The sequence below is a fragment of the Roseinatronobacter domitianus genome (assembly GCF_023336755.1).
GTDB lineage: Bacteria > Pseudomonadota > Alphaproteobacteria > Rhodobacterales > Rhodobacteraceae > Roseinatronobacter > Roseinatronobacter domitianus.
This window is the reverse complement of record NZ_JALZWP010000002.1, coordinates 333,537-349,927: the sequence shown is the minus strand read 5'-3', so window position 1 is coordinate 349,927 and position 16,391 is coordinate 333,537. Positions and strand designations below refer to the sequence as shown.

14 protein-coding genes and 2 tRNA genes are annotated in these 16,391 nt (G+C 62.3%); 7 read left to right on the top strand and 9 right to left on the bottom strand.

All coding sequences use genetic code 11. The annotated features are described in order from the left end of the window. Window positions 1-47: 47 nt before the first annotated feature. Window positions 48-359: a hypothetical protein gene (locus M3N55_RS03815; RefSeq protein WP_249056524.1), complete on the top strand. Its 312-nt coding sequence runs from the start codon at window positions 48-50 to the stop codon at window positions 357-359. 12 nt (window positions 360-371) lie between these two features. Here the strand turns inward: M3N55_RS03815 and M3N55_RS03810 are convergent, their stop codons facing one another. From M3N55_RS03810 to M3N55_RS03780, 7 genes are read right to left on the bottom strand one after another with little or no spacing between them, the layout of a single operon-like run. Next, window positions 372-809: a low molecular weight protein-tyrosine-phosphatase gene (locus M3N55_RS03810; protein WP_249056522.1), complete on the bottom strand. Its 438-nt coding sequence runs from the start codon at window positions 807-809 to the stop codon at window positions 372-374. 49 nt (window positions 810-858) lie between these two features. Further along, on the bottom strand, window positions 859-1,377 hold the full coding sequence (locus M3N55_RS03805; protein ID WP_249056519.1) for a copper chaperone PCu(A)C: 519 nt from the start codon (window positions 1,375-1,377) through the stop codon (window positions 859-861). A gap of 35 nt (window positions 1,378-1,412) precedes the next feature. Beyond that, entirely contained in the window at window positions 1,413-1,763 is a 351-nt protein-coding gene (locus M3N55_RS03800; protein WP_249056517.1) for a hypothetical protein, read from the bottom strand. A 47-nt stretch (window positions 1,764-1,810) separates the two neighbouring features. Continuing rightward, entirely contained in the window at window positions 1,811-2,425 is a 615-nt protein-coding gene (locus tag M3N55_RS03795; protein ID WP_249056515.1) for an enoyl-CoA hydratase/isomerase family protein, read from the bottom strand. After that, window positions 2,422-3,171, bottom strand: a complete 750-nt coding sequence (locus M3N55_RS03790) for an SDR family oxidoreductase (RefSeq protein WP_249056513.1) — start codon at window positions 3,169-3,171, stop codon at window positions 2,422-2,424. The genes M3N55_RS03795 and M3N55_RS03790 overlap by 4 nt, the downstream gene beginning before the upstream one ends. Window positions 3,172-3,180: 9 nt before the next feature. Next, on the bottom strand, window positions 3,181-7,011 hold the full coding sequence (locus tag M3N55_RS03785) for a translocation/assembly module TamB domain-containing protein (RefSeq protein WP_249056511.1): 3,831 nt from the start codon (window positions 7,009-7,011) through the stop codon (window positions 3,181-3,183). After that, window positions 7,011-8,801, bottom strand: a complete 1,791-nt coding sequence (locus M3N55_RS03780; RefSeq protein ID WP_249056509.1) for an autotransporter assembly complex protein TamA — start codon at window positions 8,799-8,801, stop codon at window positions 7,011-7,013. Before M3N55_RS03780 ends, M3N55_RS03785 begins: the two co-directional genes overlap by 1 nt. A gap of 219 nt (window positions 8,802-9,020) precedes the next feature. Between M3N55_RS03780 and ahcY the strand changes: the two genes are divergently transcribed. The 6 genes from ahcY (at window position 9,021) to arsJ (ending at window position 14,775) form a co-directional block, all read left to right on the top strand. Further along, window positions 9,021-10,409 carry an adenosylhomocysteinase gene (ahcY, locus tag M3N55_RS03775; protein ID WP_249056507.1) on the top strand — a complete coding sequence of 463 codons (1,389 nt, stop codon included), beginning with the start codon at window positions 9,021-9,023 and terminating at the stop codon, window positions 10,407-10,409. An 86-nt stretch (window positions 10,410-10,495) separates the two neighbouring features. After that, a tRNA-Gly gene (locus M3N55_RS03770) sits at window positions 10,496-10,569 on the top strand. 66 nt (window positions 10,570-10,635) lie between these two features. After that, window positions 10,636-11,529, top strand: a complete 894-nt coding sequence (gene ppk2, locus M3N55_RS03765) for a polyphosphate kinase 2 (RefSeq protein ID WP_283163855.1) — start codon at window positions 10,636-10,638, stop codon at window positions 11,527-11,529. Between the two features lie 67 nt (window positions 11,530-11,596). Continuing rightward, entirely contained in the window at window positions 11,597-12,433 is an 837-nt protein-coding gene (locus M3N55_RS03760) for an arsenate reductase/protein-tyrosine-phosphatase family protein (RefSeq protein ID WP_249056505.1), read from the top strand. Continuing rightward, window positions 12,430-13,440, top strand: a complete 1,011-nt coding sequence (locus tag M3N55_RS03755) for an ArsJ-associated glyceraldehyde-3-phosphate dehydrogenase (protein ID WP_249056503.1) — start codon at window positions 12,430-12,432, stop codon at window positions 13,438-13,440. Before M3N55_RS03760 ends, M3N55_RS03755 begins: the two co-directional genes overlap by 4 nt. A gap of 93 nt (window positions 13,441-13,533) precedes the next feature. After that, a complete protein-coding gene (gene arsJ, locus M3N55_RS03750; RefSeq protein WP_249056501.1) occupies window positions 13,534-14,775 on the top strand; it encodes an organoarsenical effux MFS transporter ArsJ in 1,242 nt (413 codons plus the stop codon). Here the strand turns inward: arsJ and M3N55_RS03745 are convergent. After that, on the bottom strand, window positions 14,772-16,133 hold the full coding sequence (locus tag M3N55_RS03745; RefSeq protein ID WP_249056499.1) for an ABC1 kinase family protein: 1,362 nt from the start codon (window positions 16,131-16,133) through the stop codon (window positions 14,772-14,774). The two genes, arsJ and M3N55_RS03745, sit on opposite strands and share 4 nt — an antisense overlap. Before the next feature lie 119 nt (window positions 16,134-16,252). Continuing rightward, window positions 16,253-16,329 (bottom strand) — tRNA-Asp (locus tag M3N55_RS03740). Between the last annotated feature and the right edge of the window lie 62 nt (window positions 16,330-16,391).

Sequence of the window (16,391 nt, the reverse complement as noted above, 5' to 3'; positions counted from 1 at the left end):
GTCATCAGTATCGGCAGCAACGCGCAACAAACATCGGCAGAGGTAACATGAAATATCTTCTTTCCGCCGCGGTGACGGGGCTTTTGCTTGTCGGACCGCAGGGCGCATTTGCAGGACCGATCGAAAACGCATGCGTGCGGTCGGATCGCGCACAAGCCACGCGGGCATTATGCCGGTGCATAGACAGCGTGGCACAAAGCGCTCTCACGCGCTCCGAGCAGCGCCGCGCCGCGCGCTTCTTTTCCGACCCTGACGAAGCGCAGCGTGTCCGGATGTCAAAAACCGCACGCGATAACGAATTCTGGGACCGCTACCGCGCCTTTGGGGCATCGGCAGAGCAATATTGCGCTGGCCGCTAAGCGATTGATTGGTCAGGCCGCGCGCCTGACCAGCGCGTCTGCTCCTGCCTCGATCATCTCGAACACCTGTGCGAACCCGCCCGTGTAATATGGGTCGGGAACGTCTTGTGTAGTTCCAAGGGCGTGTTCCAGAAACAACGCCACACTCGCCGCAGTGCCTGCCGGGCGCAGGGCGTTGATATCGCGCAGATTGCTGCGATCCATGGCCAAGATCAGATCAAACCGGTCGAAATCTGCCCCAACAAACTGCCGCGCGCGAAGATCGGCCATCGGATAGCCGCGCGCCTCGGCCTCTGCCACGGCGCGCGGGTCGGGCGGGTCGCCCACATGCCAGCCGCCGGTGCCTGCGCTATCCACCGTCCAGCCTATGTCACACGCCTTGGCGCGCAACACCGCATGGGCAGAAGGCGAGCGGCAGATATTGCCAAGACAGACAAACAAAACGCGCATTTTATCCCCGAATATAGGGCGCGGGGGCCAACCCCGCGCCAAAACAGTGTCAGTGGTTGTGGCCATGATTCATTTTCATGGCACCGTCGCCGCCCATATTGCCATGGTCCATCTTCATGCCACCCATCTCGCCTGTCACGTCATTGCGCTTCAAGTCGACTGGGATAATGACATCCAACTCGCCTGCTTTTTCGAAAACCAGCGTCACCGCCACCTCGTCGCCATGGGCCAGCCTGCGATTCAGGCCCATGAACATCACATGATGGCCGCCGCGTTCCAGCATATGGGTTTCCCCGGCTGGAATTTCGAAACCTTCCTCTACCTCGACCATACGCATCACGTCGCCATCCGCGATATGGGTGTGCAATTCGACCCGCTGCGCCACATCAGAGCGGGCAGACAAAAGGCGGTCATCTTCCGCGCCGGTGTTCTGAATGCCCATGAAGGCCGCGCCAGATTGCGCCATGGGAGAGGCCACGCGCGCATAGGCGCCGTTGATGGTGATGTCTGCCGCAGCGGGCAGGGCGAAAAAGGCAGCGGCGGCTGCCATGATTGCAAAACGGTTCATGTCATATCCTTGTTTTTGCTTTGATTTGGGTAAGATCAGGCAAAAACAGTGGCAGGCGGGGCACGCGCATCACGCCATGCATCTGTGGTCTGGGCGCGAACAAGCACGCCCTGCGCGTTGGCCAGAATTCGCGCAACCGACAGATATTCGAACGCATCAGCAACAGGAAGAACAGGCAAGCCCGCCGACAAAGCAATGCTGTCGGGACAAGGCACACCTTCGGCCACGCGGTTGCCCTGGCGGTCGACCGTGATGGTGACAAGCCCGTAACCGGTGCAGATTACATATTTGTCGGCTCCCACCCCTGTCTGGTGCGAGGAGGCAAAGCCCACAGACCCGACCGCCAGCAGAACGGCCACCGCGAACGGGGTTGCTAAGGACAACAAGTGACGCATGCTTCGGTGTTTAACTGCAAACACCGCGCGCGCCTAGCCTATTTGGGTGCGACACGTCGCTTGATGGCCGCCACATGCGCAGGCGCGGCGGCACAAGCATCGGCGGCAAGGGCGCGCGCGTCTTCTGTCAGGGTTTCGGGCGCAGCAATGCGGTCGATCAGCCCCCAACGCAGCGCCTCTTCCGCGTCTATTTTCGTTCCCGCCATCAGGATCATCTTGGCACGCGCCGGACCAATCAGGGCAACCAAGCGAGCAGGGTCGGACGGTTGCGGCAGAAAGCCCAGTTTCATGACCGGATAGAAGAACTTCGCGCCCGGAACGGCCAGCCGCATGTCACACGCCAACGCCATACCAAATGCACCGCCCGCAAGCGTGCCATTCAGCGCCGCGATGGTCAGGCAGGGCAGCGCCGCGATCTGGCCCGAAAGCCGATCCCATAGCGGAGAGGTCGCAAGCCCCGCGCGCGCGGCCTCCAGGTCGGCCCCGGCGCTGAAGACGCGGCCCGCGCCAGTCAGGATAAGCGCATTCGGCAGATCATGCCGCGCGGTAATCTCGCACAGCTCTTCCAACATGTCGGGCGTCAGCGAGTTGGCCTTTTCGGGGCGGTTGAGGGTGATGGTCCACAGCCCGTCCGACATGTCGAGTGCTATCATCCGGTCAATTCCAGCCGTTTGCGAATAATCTCGTCGCGCAAGGACACTTCCTGCCCAAGCCAATCATCCGCGTCGGGCGTGCACATCCATGCCAGCGCGCGGGCGGGCCAGTCTGGCGGGATATGGGCGGACCACTCCAACTGGCTGACCGGGTTGATCCCGCTTGCGCGAATATTGCGCTGCATATCGGTGGCCACAGTGCCCGGCGACAGGCTCATGATACGCAGATGCGGCGCCTCTTTGGCGGCAACGCGAGTCAGCATCCAGGCGCCAGCCTTGGAACTGCAATAACCGCCCCAGCCATCCAGCGGGTTATACGCCGCACCGGAGCCGACCGTAATGATTGTGCCGCCATCTGGCAGAACCGGCATAGCCGCGCGCATCCCATGGAACACGCCTTTCAGGTTAATGTCGATCAACCGCCCGAACTCTTCGGGATCGGTCTGCGCCAATGGCGCAATCGGGTCAATCATGCCTGCGTTGTTCACCAACACGTCCAGACCGCCGAACTGCCTTTGCATCTGCGCGACCGCCTGCGCAACGGCGGCGAAATCCGTGATGTCGCAGGCAATTGGCAGGGCACCGGTGTCTTGCGCCAGCGTCTGAAGCGCGCCTGAGTCACGCGCAATCATGCCGACACGCGCACCAGCCGCCACAAAAGCGCGCACCGCTTCGGCCCCGATGCCCCGGCTTGCGCCGGTCACAAGAACCGACTTGCCACGCAGCGATGACAGGTCAATAGCCATGATCTCTCCTCAATAATCGCGCTCGAAGAACAGTCCCACGCTGGAGCGCCCGGAATTGTCCACCTGACCCCGCGCGGTCAGCGATGGCGACAGGTCGATATTGATCGACACTTCGCTGTCGCCCTGCGGGTTCACTTCCAGATCGGTATACACGTTTTCGGTCAAATAGCGGCCCACGCGCAAAGATGCTTCGCCATCTTCATTCGTGCGCACGTCCAGATCGTCCAGACCGACATTGCGGCGCAGTTTTTCCAATATGCCCTCGGACTGCCCCGACAACGTGGCCAGCGAAGAGGCAAGCTGCGCTGCCTGAAACAGGCTAAGCGTCTCGAACCCGCGCCCGAACAGCAAAAGCGAAACAATTTCCTCTTGTGGCAATTCCGGGCTGGATTCGAACACCAGTTCCGGTTCATCGGCCGGGCCTTGCAACACCACGCGCGCACTTACCCCTTCGCGCTCTGTCGAGGCGATGAGCCGCACGAAAGGCATGAAATCACCCTGAAGGCTGGCAAACCCTTCGTTCAGCGCGAAACGGTTGCCCAACAGGTCCAACCGACCCCGGATCAGGTTGAACTGGCCAATGGGGATAACATCGGCGCTCGTGCCAGTCAGCCGAAGGCTACCACCCAATTCCGCATCCAGCCCACGGCCCCGGATGAAAATTCGGTTTGGTGCCTCGATCGTCAGGTCAAGACTGGCTGGAAATCGCTGGCGGCCATGAGTTTCGCCCTGAAAAATACCAGCGCGCGCGCGGGTGGTCTGGGCCGCACCGGCCTCGCCCACATGGCGGATATCTGGCGGGATAAAGGAGGGACCGGTCAGGCCTACGCGCGGAATCCGCAATTCCATGCTGTCCAGACGCAGCGTGCCCGCAACCCTTGGACCGCGCGTCAGAGCACCGCTAATACCAAGATCACCCGATACGCTGGTTTCAAAAAGCTGCGGGTCGATGATGCGCAGCGCATCCATACTTGCACGCAACGCGCCATCGAACGGCGGCACAAGCCCTATGGAACCATCCAGCGTAAGCGTGCCGCCTTGCGCGGAATTGCCCGACAAGTCGATCTGCGCGCGACCACCGGCCAAATCTGCCCGCGCCTGCACATCTGTCAGCCGCAAGCCCCGGCGCGGCTCGACCACGCTGACCCCGTCAAGCGTGGCGCTGCCGCTAAGCGAGGACAGTTGCAACGGCCCCCGCAGCGCCAGATCAAACCGTGCCGGTCCCTGCACCGAACGCGGCTCTATCCGTGGATTTATCAGCGCGATATCGGTCGCCCCAGAAATATCCAGATCAGCCTGAAGCGATTTCGACAGGCTGCCATTGGCCCGCACCGACAATCCGGCAGGACCGTTTGCGGCAAAATCCATCGCGTAGTTTTGCCCGGTGTCACGCGCTGTTCCGCTGACGGACACTGCGCCGGAAATGCCGGGCGCAAGATAGGCAAGGTCCGCCAAGCGCGCATCCACGGTCAGTTCCGGCGACCCGTCGCGCAGCTGCCCCGACACCCGCGCCGACAGCGCCGGGCCATCAACGGCAAGACGTTCCAGAAGCACCGTGTCCGGGGTGGCCAATGCGCGCATCTGCACCACATGCCGCCCAGCCAACATGCGGTCGGCGGCCTCTGCTCCGAAGGCCAGGTTGCGTGTCTCGGCATCTAGCGTCAGATGCCGGTTTGTGCCCTCCTCGCGCAGGCCCACAGAGCCGCTGACCCCGCCGCGAAACCCCGGTCGCACGGCGGCAAGGTCAGGCAAATCGAACCGACCATCCAACAACGCGGCGCCGGGATCGATCCGCCCTTGAAGATCAGCGTTCAGCGCGCGGTTTTCAACCTGCAACCCGGCCAGTGCGAATGCGGTCCCGTCACGCTGGCCCGACAGCGTCAGGCGCGTGTCACCGCGCAAGGCGCGGTCCAGATCGGCTTGCCCCACGGCCAGGTCGGTTGCCGTGGCCGTCAGGTCGACCTTGGCCTGTTCCAGCGGTCCGGTGACGGCCATATCAGCCAGCACCCGGCCCCCGTATTGCGCGCCCAGAACAGCAAGGTCGGCAAAATCCAGCCGTCCCGACAGGTCCAATCCGGTTTGCGACGATTGCCCCGACACATCGACCGTCAGGCTTTGCGCCTGCGCGCGAAACTCGCGCAGGGTGATCTGACCGTTGGTCCCGCCCGCATCCAGCGTGATGGTGCTGGCCCCGGCCAAAAGCGCATCCGCCTGCGGCTGATCCAAGCCCAGGTCCTGCCCATCCAGCCGCGCGGTCAGATCGAACTGGTCGCGTTCCGGCCCCCATGTGCCGTCCAGCCGGGCGCTGAGCGCGCCGCTCAGGTTGCGCCCTGCCAATGCCGACAGGCGGGCAATATCATTGTATTCGGCACGGACATCGCCCTCGATCACGCCGCCATCCAGTCGCGCGCGGCCTTGCAGCAGATAGTCGCGCCCTTCCACCAGAAAGCCCGGCAACAGAAAGGGTTGCCCCTCGCGCCAGATAACCGCAATCGAGCCGTTGACCGACCGGCCCAGCGCCGCCGCAAGCGCGGGATCACGCGCCGAAACGCCCATGCTGGTGAAATCAACCAGCGCATCCACCGTGTCGCGATCTTCGCCAAAAGCCTGCGACGTGATACGTCCCAGCCCGTTCACGAACAGGGTATCGACCGACAGATCGCCATTGTCGAACCCCGTAAGGTCCAGCACAAAGTCCCAATCCTCGCTTTGGGCCGCGTTGAATGCCAGTTGCAGATCGGCGCTTTGCACACTGGTATCGGCACCCGCCACCGGCAACAGAACGCGACCGCCGTCAGGGTCCGTCAAGGTGCCGCGCAGGTCGATCAGTTCAGGCAAACCGCGCGCACCCATGCGGGCACGGCCCTCAAGCTCCAGGGTTTGCGTGCGGATATTCAGCGCATCCAGCGACAGACGCCCGTCATCGAACCGCCGGGCATTGGTCCGCAATGTGCTTTGAGCACCGAAAAACGGATGATAGGCCTCTTGCAGCAAGGGGCGCAAATCGCCCGTCAGGTTCAACTCCACCGCCTGTTGCACACCGGGCTGTGCGGTTTGCAGCGTGAAACGGCCTTCGACGCGCGGGGTGCCATCGGTCGCCAGTTCGATATCAGCGGCGAAATCCTCTATTGGGCCTTCACCCGCGATCCGCAACTGCGCCGAAGGGCGATCCGGCACACCAAGTTTCGACACGGCAATGCCGCCCGGCGCCTCTACCGCGTCCAGCTCCAACGACAGCACGCGGGTTTCGTTGGAAAAGGCGGCCTCTAGCGAAAACCGCCCTTCGACCGCGTCCAGACGTTCCAAGGTCAGGCTGGCCGACCCGGCACCCCCTGCAAGATCGGCCCGACCGCGCACGCCAGCGCGCACCGACTGGCCCAGCAATTCGGGCGCAAGGATCACCTCTGCCAAGTCCAAATTGCCCAGCTCCACAGAAACCGGCAGGTCCGGCAATTCAAACCGGCGCATCGGCACCAATTCTTCCGACGGCGCGGCGACCGGCGCGCGCAACACCTCGACCCGCGCTGCCGAAATCTCTGATATCTCGATCCGCCGCTGGAACAGAGCCGCACGATTCCATTGCAAGGCCGCATCGCTGATGCGCAGCCACACACCGTCGTCATCCGCGATCGTCATCTCATCGAAGGTTGCGCGCGAAGACAGCGCGCCCTCAAAGCCGGTGATGCGCACGTCGCGCCCACGGTCTGACAGACTGTTTTGCAAAATACGGGTCAGAAACCCGACATCGCTTTCACCCGCCTCTGGCAGCGCGCCGTCTTGGGCCAGCGCGGCAAGGCTCAGCCCCAGAACGGCACAGGCAGCAAGAACCCATCTGCGCATTAGAAAGCCTGCCCGATACCAAGATAAAGCTGCGCGCCCTTGCCGGTTCCGCCGCCGACAGGCAGGCCCACATCCAGCCGAAGGGGGCCGATGACGGTATCATAACGCAAGCCCAGCCCAGCGCCGGCATGCCAGTCGGATGCGCCCGAAAACGCCCCTTCCGTTACATAGCCCGCGTCCAGAAACGCAGCGAGGCCCAGCGTCTCGGTCGCGCGCATCCGCAATTCGACCGAACTTGCCACGAAGCCCTGACCGCCAGAGGTGACGCCACCAGAGGTCACGCCAAGACTGCGGTAGGGCTGGCCGCGCACCGTGCCGCCACCGCCCGAATAGAACAGGAAATCGCGCGGAGTATCGGCCAGCGCCGGGCCTTGCACGACGCCGAACTGCGCGCGCCCGGCCAGAACCAGCCTGTCGCCCAAGGGGTAATAGCCCCGCAAATCTGCTGTTGCCTGAACCCCGGCACCGGTGCCAGAGCTTCCGAAAAACGGTGTCAGGGTGCCGCTGGCATACAGGCCTTGCGTGGGATTGGTGATATCATCGCGCCCATCCCATGTGGCGGCCAGCGGAAGCAGCACCAGACGGTAATCGCGGCGAATGCCCAGACCCGGCCCAAAATCCGCCCGTTCGGCCAGCAGCCCCAAGCCGCCCGAAAAGGTCAGTTTGTCGCTGTAGCGATGCACCAAAAGCGCATCAGCCCGGATGCGGCGCGCGTCGAAATCTGCCTCGGATTCGGTTTCAATCTCGACCCCGATGGTCAAGGTTGTGTCGGGTGTGAGCGTGGCGGGGCGGGCGAAATCCAGCTGCAAGCTGTAATCCAGCCCGCCGACATTGGCGCCTATTCCGTCGATCATCCCCTCAATTCGGAAACGCTCGGCCCCGCCCAGCAGGTTCCGATGCAGCCAGAACCCACTTAGCTTGACGCCGCGCTCGGTGTCATATTCCAACCCAGCCCCGATGCGGCGCGGAGGCGCTTCCACCACGGCGGCAGAAATGTCGAGCGAGCCATTCGCGTTGACATCTTCTGCCTCGCGCAGCGCAACCGACGAAAACGTGCCTGTCGCGCGCAGACGTTGCGTTGCGCGGTCGATATCTTCAGGGTCAAACACCTCTCCCGTAGGCAGGCCCGCGATCTCGACAATCCGTTCAGGGCGCACGGCCTGCTGCCCCTCTGGCTGCAACGCGCCAAACCGCAATCGCGGGCCGGGGGTCAGGGTGATGGCGACATCAAGGGACTGTGCAGGATGGTTGGCGGTAATCGCCTGCCCTGTCGGCGCTGCCTTGGCGTGACCCTGCGCGCGCCATTGGTCCAGCGCGGTTCCAGTCGCATCGCGGATCACGGTGCTGCGCGCGGGCTGGCCTGCGGCAAAACCGCCCGGAAGCTCTGTCCCGTCAGCCAAAGGCGCAATCTGCGCGCGGCCGAAAGCAAAGGCCGGACCCGGCACCATGCTGACAGTGATATCGTCAACCCGCTCTGGTGGCTCCAGCGGTGAGATATCAGCCGCCTCGCGCCCATCAATCCGCACAGAAATCTGCGGCGCGTAATAACCCGCCTCATAGAACACGCCGATCAGCCGTCCATATTCGGCACGCGCCGTCGCAAACAGTTCCAGCGGGTCACCGACCCCTTGTGCATTGGCCTGCGCCAAAAGCGAGGCGCGCTGCAACGCCGTTTCCAGATCGGACGTGCCGCCCGTCAAACGAAACTGGAACGTCTCAAGCGCAGCCGCGGGCGTTCCCAGCCCCAGCATGACCGCCAGAACCGGACCGGCGCAAATCGCCGGGCGCACAGCTATACCCGATTTACCAAAGACCAATACGACCACCGCGTTGCGAGAAGCGTTTTTACCTTGTTTTTTAGTGTCGCAGATCAAGCATGGCCCGACAACTCGAAACTCTGTCACGCCAGCGCGATCCCGCCCATTGGTGCCATGCTATTGTCGGCAGGGTCCGCCGATGCTATGTCGCAGCAAAACTTGACCTCCCCCAAATGCAAGGAGCTTGGGCTTATGGCGCAAGACTACATTGTCCGCGATATCAATTTGGCTGAATTCGGCCGCAAGGAACTAGACATTGCCGAAACCGAAATGCCGGGCCTGATGGCATTGCGCGCGGAATTCGGCGCGGCCCAGCCGCTAAAAGGTGCGCGCATCGTCGGCAGCCTGCACATGACGATCCAGACCGCCGTTCTGATCGAAACCCTGACTGCTCTGGGTGCTGATGTGCGGTGGGCGTCGTGCAATATCTATTCCACGCAAGACCATGCGGCGGCAGCGATCGCGGCAGGCGGAACGCCGGTTTTCGCGATCAAGGGCCAGACACTGGAAGAGCATTGGGATTACCTCGACAAATCCTTCATGTTCCCAGACGGCGCGAACATGATCCTCGATGACGGTGGCGATGCCACGCTTTACGTGCTGCTGGGTGCGCGCGCCGAAGCGGGCGAAGAGATCATTCCCGTCCCTCAATCAGAGGAAGAAGAGGTCATCAAAGCGCAGATCAAGAAGCGCATGGCCCAAAGCCCCGGCTGGTTCACCAAGACGCGCGATGCGATCAAAGGTGTGTCGGAAGAAACCACCACCGGCGTGCACCGCCTGTATGACCTGCACAAGCAGGGCCAGCTTCCCTTCCCCGCGATCAACGTCAACGATTCCGTGACCAAGTCGAAATTCGACAACAAATACGGCTGCAAGGAATCGCTGGTCGACGGCATCCGCCGCGCCACCGACACCATGATGGCAGGCAAGGTCGCCGTGGTCTGCGGCTATGGCGATGTGGGCAAAGGCTCTGCTGCGTCGCTTCGTGGTGCGGGTGCCCGCGTGAAAGTGACCGAGATCGACCCCATCTGCGCGCTTCAAGCCGCCATGGACGGGTTCGAGGTGACGACGCTGGAAGATGTCGTGTCCTCGGCGGATATCTTCATCACCACCACCGGCAACAAGGATGTCATCCGCATCGAGCATATGCGCGAGATGAAGGACATGGCGATCGTTGGCAATATCGGCCATTTCGACAATGAAATCCAGGTCGCCGCGCTGAAGAACCACAAATGGACCAATATCAAGGACCAGGTGGACATGATCGAGATGCCCTCTGGCAACCGCATGATCCTTCTGTCCCAAGGCCGCCTCTTGAACCTTGGCAACGCCACCGGCCACCCGTCCTTTGTGATGTCCGCGTCCTTCACCAACCAGGTTCTGGCCCAGATCGAGCTATGGACCAAGGGCGAGGAATATCAGCCCGGCGTCTACCTGCTGCCCAAGCATCTGGACGAAAAGGTCGCGCGCCTGCATCTGGAGCGCATTGGCGTAAAGCTGACCGAGCTGAAGCCGGAACAAGCCGACTATATCGGCGTGACCGTCGAAGGCCCGTTCAAGCCGGAACATTACCGCTACTGACCTCTCCTGCCCCTTGGCGCCAGACGCCGGGGGGCAGCCTCTATGCCTTGACCTGGCGCAACCCTTGCGCTAACCAAGCCATCGTTGCGGGCGTTGTGTAATGGTAAGACCTCAGCCTTCCAAGCTGATGATACGGGTTCGATTCCCGTCGCCCGCTCCACCCTCCCCCTTGCCAATTGCGCCTGTTCGGCATTTGCTTGTGTCCAAGCAAATGAAAGGCGCGCCCATGTCCGAGATTCCCATGCCCTTGGCCGGTCAGGTCAGCGATTTCTTGGAAAACCAAGCGCCTACGGTAGTCCGGGAACTTGTCGAGGAAGCACGCAAGCGCGACACCCTGGCAGGTGATTTTCCCTATCCGCGCTGGATGGACAAAGACGATTACAAAGACGCCCTGACGCCGCTGCAACTGGAATTGATGAAGCTGCAACACTGGCTGACCACCAGCGGCGCGCGCGTGGTCGTGGTGTTCGAGGGGCGCGACACCGCCGGTAAGGGCGGCGCGATCAACCGCATTGCCGATGTAATGAGCCACCGCGTTCTAAAGATCGAAGCCCTACCCAAACCGACCGACCGCGAAGCCCGCGAATGGTATTTCCAACGTTATGTCGCGCGCCTGCCCGCGGGCGGTGAAATGGTGCTGTTTGACCGAAGCTGGTATAACCGCGCCATCGTCGAACACGTGTTCGGCTTTTGCACACCCGCACAGCGCGCGGCGTTTTTCGACCAACTTCCCGGCTTCGAGAACCTGCTGGTGCAAGACGGTATCCATGTCATCAAGATCTGGCTCAATGTCAGCCGCGCCGAGCAACTGCGCCGCCTGCTTGCGCGTGAGGGCGACCCGATGAAACACTGGAAGCTATCGGGCATCGACATAAAGGGGCTGGGCAAATGGGACAGTTACACCCATGCCATTGCCGAAACATTCGAGCGCAGCCATACCGCCGCCGCTCCTTGGACGATCATCAGGTCAGAAGACAAGTATCGAGCCCGTCTGGTGGTATTGCAGCATATACTTGGGCAAATCCCCTATGCAGGCAAAGGCGACATCGCTGCCCCGGACCCGGCCATCTGCGGAACGCCCGCGCTGTGGCAGCCCGAACTCTGGGACGACGGGACCTGACCGTGCCCTTGGGCCTGTCATAAAACATTCATTAGACTTGCCGCAGTAATTCTATTATTCCAGAATTATGGAACAGTCCGATGCAACCCAAGCCTTCGCAACCCTTGGCCAGACAGGTCGCCTGTCGGTTTTCCGGCTGCTCATGCGCTTTGCCCCGCAAGGCGTCCGGCCCACAGAGATCGCGCAGGCGCTGGACCTGCGGCCCAACACGCTCTCGCATTACCTGTCCGACCTGACCACCTGTGGCCTTGTCACGCAGCGCCGTGACGGTCGCTCGCTTTACTATGCGGTCAATCTGCCCAGCGCGCATGCGCTTGTCTCGTATCTTGTCCTTGATCTTGGTCGTGCGCGACCCGACCTCTTTCCCGCCGAAAGGGCCGATCCCATGCCCGATACCGCCTTCAACGTGCTCTTCATCTGCTCGGGCAATTCCGCCCGCTCCATCTTTGCCGAGGCGCTGATGCGCGATCTGGGCAACGGCCGGTTCAACGCCTTCTCTGCCGGGCTGAACCCCAATTCGCAGCTGAACCCCTTCGCCCTGGACGTGTTGGTGCGGAACGGGCACGCCACCGATACGATGCGGTCCAAACATGTTTCGGAACTCCAGACCGCCGACGCGCCGATGATGGATTTCGTCTTCACCGTCTGCGACACATCCGCCGCAGAAGACTGCCCGCCATGGCCCGGTCAACCCATTACCGGCCATTGGGGCCTGCCCGACCCCGTCAAGGCAACCGGCACCGATGCCGAACGCGCTTTGGTGTTTGCCCAAACCTATGGCGCCCTGCGCCGCCGCATAGAAGCGTTTGTTGCCTTACCGCTTGAAAGCCTGTCGCGCCTGTCACTGCAAGCGCGCGTCGATGCCATTGGCACCCAAGCAGACCTGAAGGATAAATCCCAATGACCCGCATTGCCCTGAACGGCCTTGGCCGTATCGGAAAACTTGCCCTGCGCGACCTTATCGACACCGGCGCAGGCGGCCAGATCGTATTGCTGAATGATCCCGTGGGCGACGCGGAACAACACGCGCTGCTGATGGAGTTTGACAGCGTGCATGGCCGCTGGCCCACCCCGGTCAGCCACAGCGCGGACAGCCTGACCTTGGGCGACCGCACCATCCGCCTCACGCATGAGAAAACCATAGACGCCCTGCCCCTTGCCGAACTGGGTGTCGATCTGGTCATCGACTGCACCGGCGTCTTCAAGACCGACGCCAAGCTTGCCCCCTATTTCGCGGCAGGCGTCAAAAAGGTCGTCGTCAGCGCCCCGGTCAAGGATGGCGGCGCGCTAAACCTTGTCTATGGCGTGAACCATCACCTCTATGATCCTGCGCAACACCGCATCATCACTGCCGCCAGTTGCACCACAAATTGCCTGGCCCCGGTGGTCAAGGTCATCCACGAAAACCTTGGCATCAAACATGGCTCCATCACCACCATTCACGATGTGACAAACACACAAACCATGGTGGACCGCCCCGCCAAGGACATGCGTCGCGCGCGCTCGGCGCTGACCAACCTCATCCCAACAACCACCGGCAGCGCGACTGCGATCACGCTCATCTACCCCGAACTGGAAGGGCGGCTGAACGGCCATGCCGTGCGCGTGCCGCTTCTCAACGCCTCGCTCACCGATTGTGTGTTCGAGGTCGAGCGCCCCACCACGGTCGAAGATGTGAACCGCCTTCTCAAAGCCGCCGCCGATGGCCCGCTCCACGGCATCTTGGGGTATGAAGAGCGCCCGCTCGTCTCCTCCGACTACCTTAACGACCCGCGCTCATCGATCATCGACGCGGCCTCAACCATGGTCACGGGCGGCACGCAGCTAAAGCTCTACGCGTGGTATGACAACGAATGGGGCTATGCCTGCCGTCTTGCAGACATCACCCGCATGGTGGCCCAAAGCCTCTGACCCCTTCATCCTTGCAAAAATATCCTGGGGGAGTCGCGGCACAGCCGCGACGGGGGCAAAGCCCCCTGCCCCGCTGGCCAAAGGTGCGCCCCGATGACCACCGTGAACCCACTCCGCGCCTATGCTGCCGTCACGGCGGCCTATTGGGCGTTCATGCTGTCAGATGGCGCCTTGCGCATGTTGGTGCTGTTGCATTTCAACGCGCTCGGCTTCTCGCCGGTGCAACTGGCATGGCTGTTCCTGCTCTACGAGGTCGCCGGGATCGTCACCAACCTTGCGGCGGGCTGGCTTGCCGCGCGCTTCGGACTGGCGGCAACGCTTTACGCGGGGCTAGGCTTGCAGATCGTGGCTTTGGCCGCCTTGGCGCAGCTTGACCCGAACTGGACAATTACGCTCTCGGTCATCTTCGTGATGCTGGTGCAGGGCGCGTCGGGCGTGGCGAAAGACCTGTCCAAGATGTCCTCGAAATCAGCGGTCAAGCTGCTGGCACCATCCGAAAATAACGGCCTGTTTCGTTGGGTTGCGGCGCTGACCGGGTCGAAAAACGCGGTCAAGGGGCTTGGCTTCTTCCTTGGCGCGGCGCTTTTGGCGCTGGCAGGGTTCCAGGCTGCGGTCTGGGCCATGGCCGCGGTGCTGGCAGTCATTTTGGTCGCGATTATCCTGTTCCTGCCTGCGGGCTTGCCGGGGCGAATGAAATCCGCCGAGGGTTGGTCAGGCTGGCGCTCATCCGACCCGCGCGTGAACAAGCTATCGCTGGCACGCATGTTCCTCTTCGGCGCGCGCGATGTGTGGTTCGTCGTCGGCATCCCGATCTATTTTCAGGCGGTGCTCTCCGACGGCACAGCGGACGGACGGCGCGAGGCATTCTTCCTCGTCGGCGGCTTCATGGCACTCTGGATCATCGGCTATGGCGCGGTGCAGGCCTTCGCGCCCCGCCTGCTGGGCGGCGCAGCGCAATCCGAAGCGGCGATCACCGCCAAAGCGATCTTCTGGGCCGGCCTATTGGTGCCCATCCCCTTTGCGCTGGCGCTTGCGGTATGGTTGGCGGGCGCTCCTGCGCCGTGGCTGACTGCCACCCTTGTCGCGGGGCTTTTTCTGTTCGGTTTTGTCTTTGCCGTTAATTCCTCGGTGCACTCTTACCTGATCCTGGCCTTTGGCGCCGCAGAGCGAATCACCCGCGATGTCGGGTTCTACTACATGGCAAATGCCAGCGGGCGGTTGGTCGGCACCTTCCTGTCGGGCGCAAGTTACCAGTTGGGCGGGCTGGCGCTGTGTCTGGCGACCGCCGGGGTCATGGCGCTGGCAAGCTGGCTGGCCGCACGGCGATTGGCTTAGGCATAGGGTTCCAGCAAGGGCCGCAACGCTACCCGCGCACGCAGCCGCTGACCCAACAGATACATGCCCGCGATCTTGCGGTGCAAAAACAACATCTCTGCCGGGGGGACATGCCAGAAATCGCGCGCTTGGCCCAGCTCTTGCCCTTCGCGCAAGATATCCTCGACCAGCGTTGCGTTGCCGAAATCATAGGGCGCTTGCTGTCGCAACGGCGCGCTGGCTTTTTCGGCCAGATCAAGAATCAGCGCCCGCCGGTCAGGCGGCACATCGCCGCGGAAATAGCCGATCTGTGCCATAAGGTCGGCCATGCTGTCGCGGTTTTCCGCAAGGATGGCGCGCAGCAAAGCGCGGTAATTCTGCGCATCTTCTAAAGCAACGTCCCGCGTCGCGCCAAAATCCAGCAACACGATCCGTCCATCCGGGGCCAGCCGGTAATTGGCAAAATTCGGGTCGGTCTGCATCTGCCCCAATTCGAACAGCTCGCGCAGGGTAAGTGCTGTCAACTGCTCCATCGCCGCATCGCGGGTCGCTTGCGGCTGCGCGACCAGCGAGTCAATCGGCTGGCTTTCGACGAAATCCATCGCCAAAACCTGCGGCGTCGTCAGGTCGTCCCAGACCTTTGGAACGATAAAATCATAGCCCAGCGCCTGCCGAAAATGCGCCAACGCGCGGGCCTCTCGGGCGTAATCCGCTTCGTCATGCAATTGCGCGCGAGCGGCGGCTAGAAAAGGCGTGATGTCAACATCACGCGGCAGAACACCGGGCAAACGCATAAGCCGCCCCAAGGTTGCGATATCGCTGTCAATGCTGCGCGCGATGCCCGGAAACTGCACTTTGATCGCCAGATCACGCCCATCCTGCGTGACCGCGCGGTGCACCTGCCCGATCGACGCGGCCGCCAAGGGCCGCACATCGAAACGGCGAAACCGTCTAGGCCAGTCTGCGCCCCAAGCCTGTGTCAGAACTTTCTTTAGCTGCGCAGGCGGCATTGCGGGTGCGTTCGCCTGAAGCTGGGCGAGCGGTGCGCTGAATTCCGCAGGCAATGCCAAACCGCTATCCATTGAGAGCATCTGCCCCAGCTTCATTGCCGCCCCGCGCAGCGCTGACAGACCGCCCGCCACGCGGAGGGCATTCGCAGGGGTCAGCGCCGCGCGGCCAAGATCTGCACCTTGCCCACGAATGAGTTGACCTGCCAAAGCACCAAATGTGGCCCCTGCCATGCCCGTGGCCATGCCACTCACCCGCAAGCCGCGGGCAAAGGCAGAGGCCGGGACAGATCGAGCGCGGTTTTCCATGTTCAGCAAGATGGCGCAGCCCGTCCAGATGTCGAGCGTCCCTGACCAAATTGCGCTGCGCAATGCTATGTGTTCAGGGGGCTTTGCCCCCGCCGCGCTACCGCGCGACTCCCCAAGGATATTTTTGCAACAATGAATATATAGAAAAACCCCCGGCCCATAGGGCGAGGGGTTTTGAAAAGTGGCGCGGTTGACGGGGCTCGAACCCGCGACCCCCGGCGTGACAGGCCGGTACTCTAACCAACTGAGCTACAACCGCGCGATAGAGGGCAATTACGCAATGCAGCGCGCGGCGTCAAGCGTAAAGCCACGGGTTTTTTC

Coding starts and splice junctions, on each gene's coding strand:
- M3N55_RS03815 (WP_249056524.1), top strand. CDS start 48: ATGAAATATCTTCTTTCCGCCGCGGTGACGGGGCTTTTGCTTGTCGGA.
- M3N55_RS03810 (WP_249056522.1), bottom strand. CDS start 809: ATGCGCGTTTTGTTTGTCTGTCTTGGCAATATCTGCCGCTCGCCTTCT.
- M3N55_RS03805 (WP_249056519.1), bottom strand. CDS start 1,377: ATGAACCGTTTTGCAATCATGGCAGCCGCCGCTGCCTTTTTCGCCCTG.
- M3N55_RS03795 (WP_249056515.1), bottom strand. CDS start 2,425: ATGATAGCACTCGACATGTCGGACGGGCTGTGGACCATCACCCTCAAC.
- M3N55_RS03790 (WP_249056513.1), bottom strand. CDS start 3,171: ATGGCTATTGACCTGTCATCGCTGCGTGGCAAGTCGGTTCTTGTGACC.
- M3N55_RS03785 (WP_249056511.1), bottom strand. CDS start 7,011: ATGCGCAGATGGGTTCTTGCTGCCTGTGCCGTTCTGGGGCTGAGCCTT.
- ahcY (WP_249056507.1), top strand. CDS start 9,021: ATGGCGCAAGACTACATTGTCCGCGATATCAATTTGGCTGAATTCGGC.
- ppk2 (WP_283163855.1), top strand. CDS start 10,636: ATGTCCGAGATTCCCATGCCCTTGGCCGGTCAGGTCAGCGATTTCTTG.
- M3N55_RS03760 (WP_249056505.1), top strand. CDS start 11,597: ATGGAACAGTCCGATGCAACCCAAGCCTTCGCAACCCTTGGCCAGACA.
- M3N55_RS03755 (WP_249056503.1), top strand. CDS start 12,430: ATGACCCGCATTGCCCTGAACGGCCTTGGCCGTATCGGAAAACTTGCC.
- arsJ (WP_249056501.1), top strand. CDS start 13,534: ATGACCACCGTGAACCCACTCCGCGCCTATGCTGCCGTCACGGCGGCC.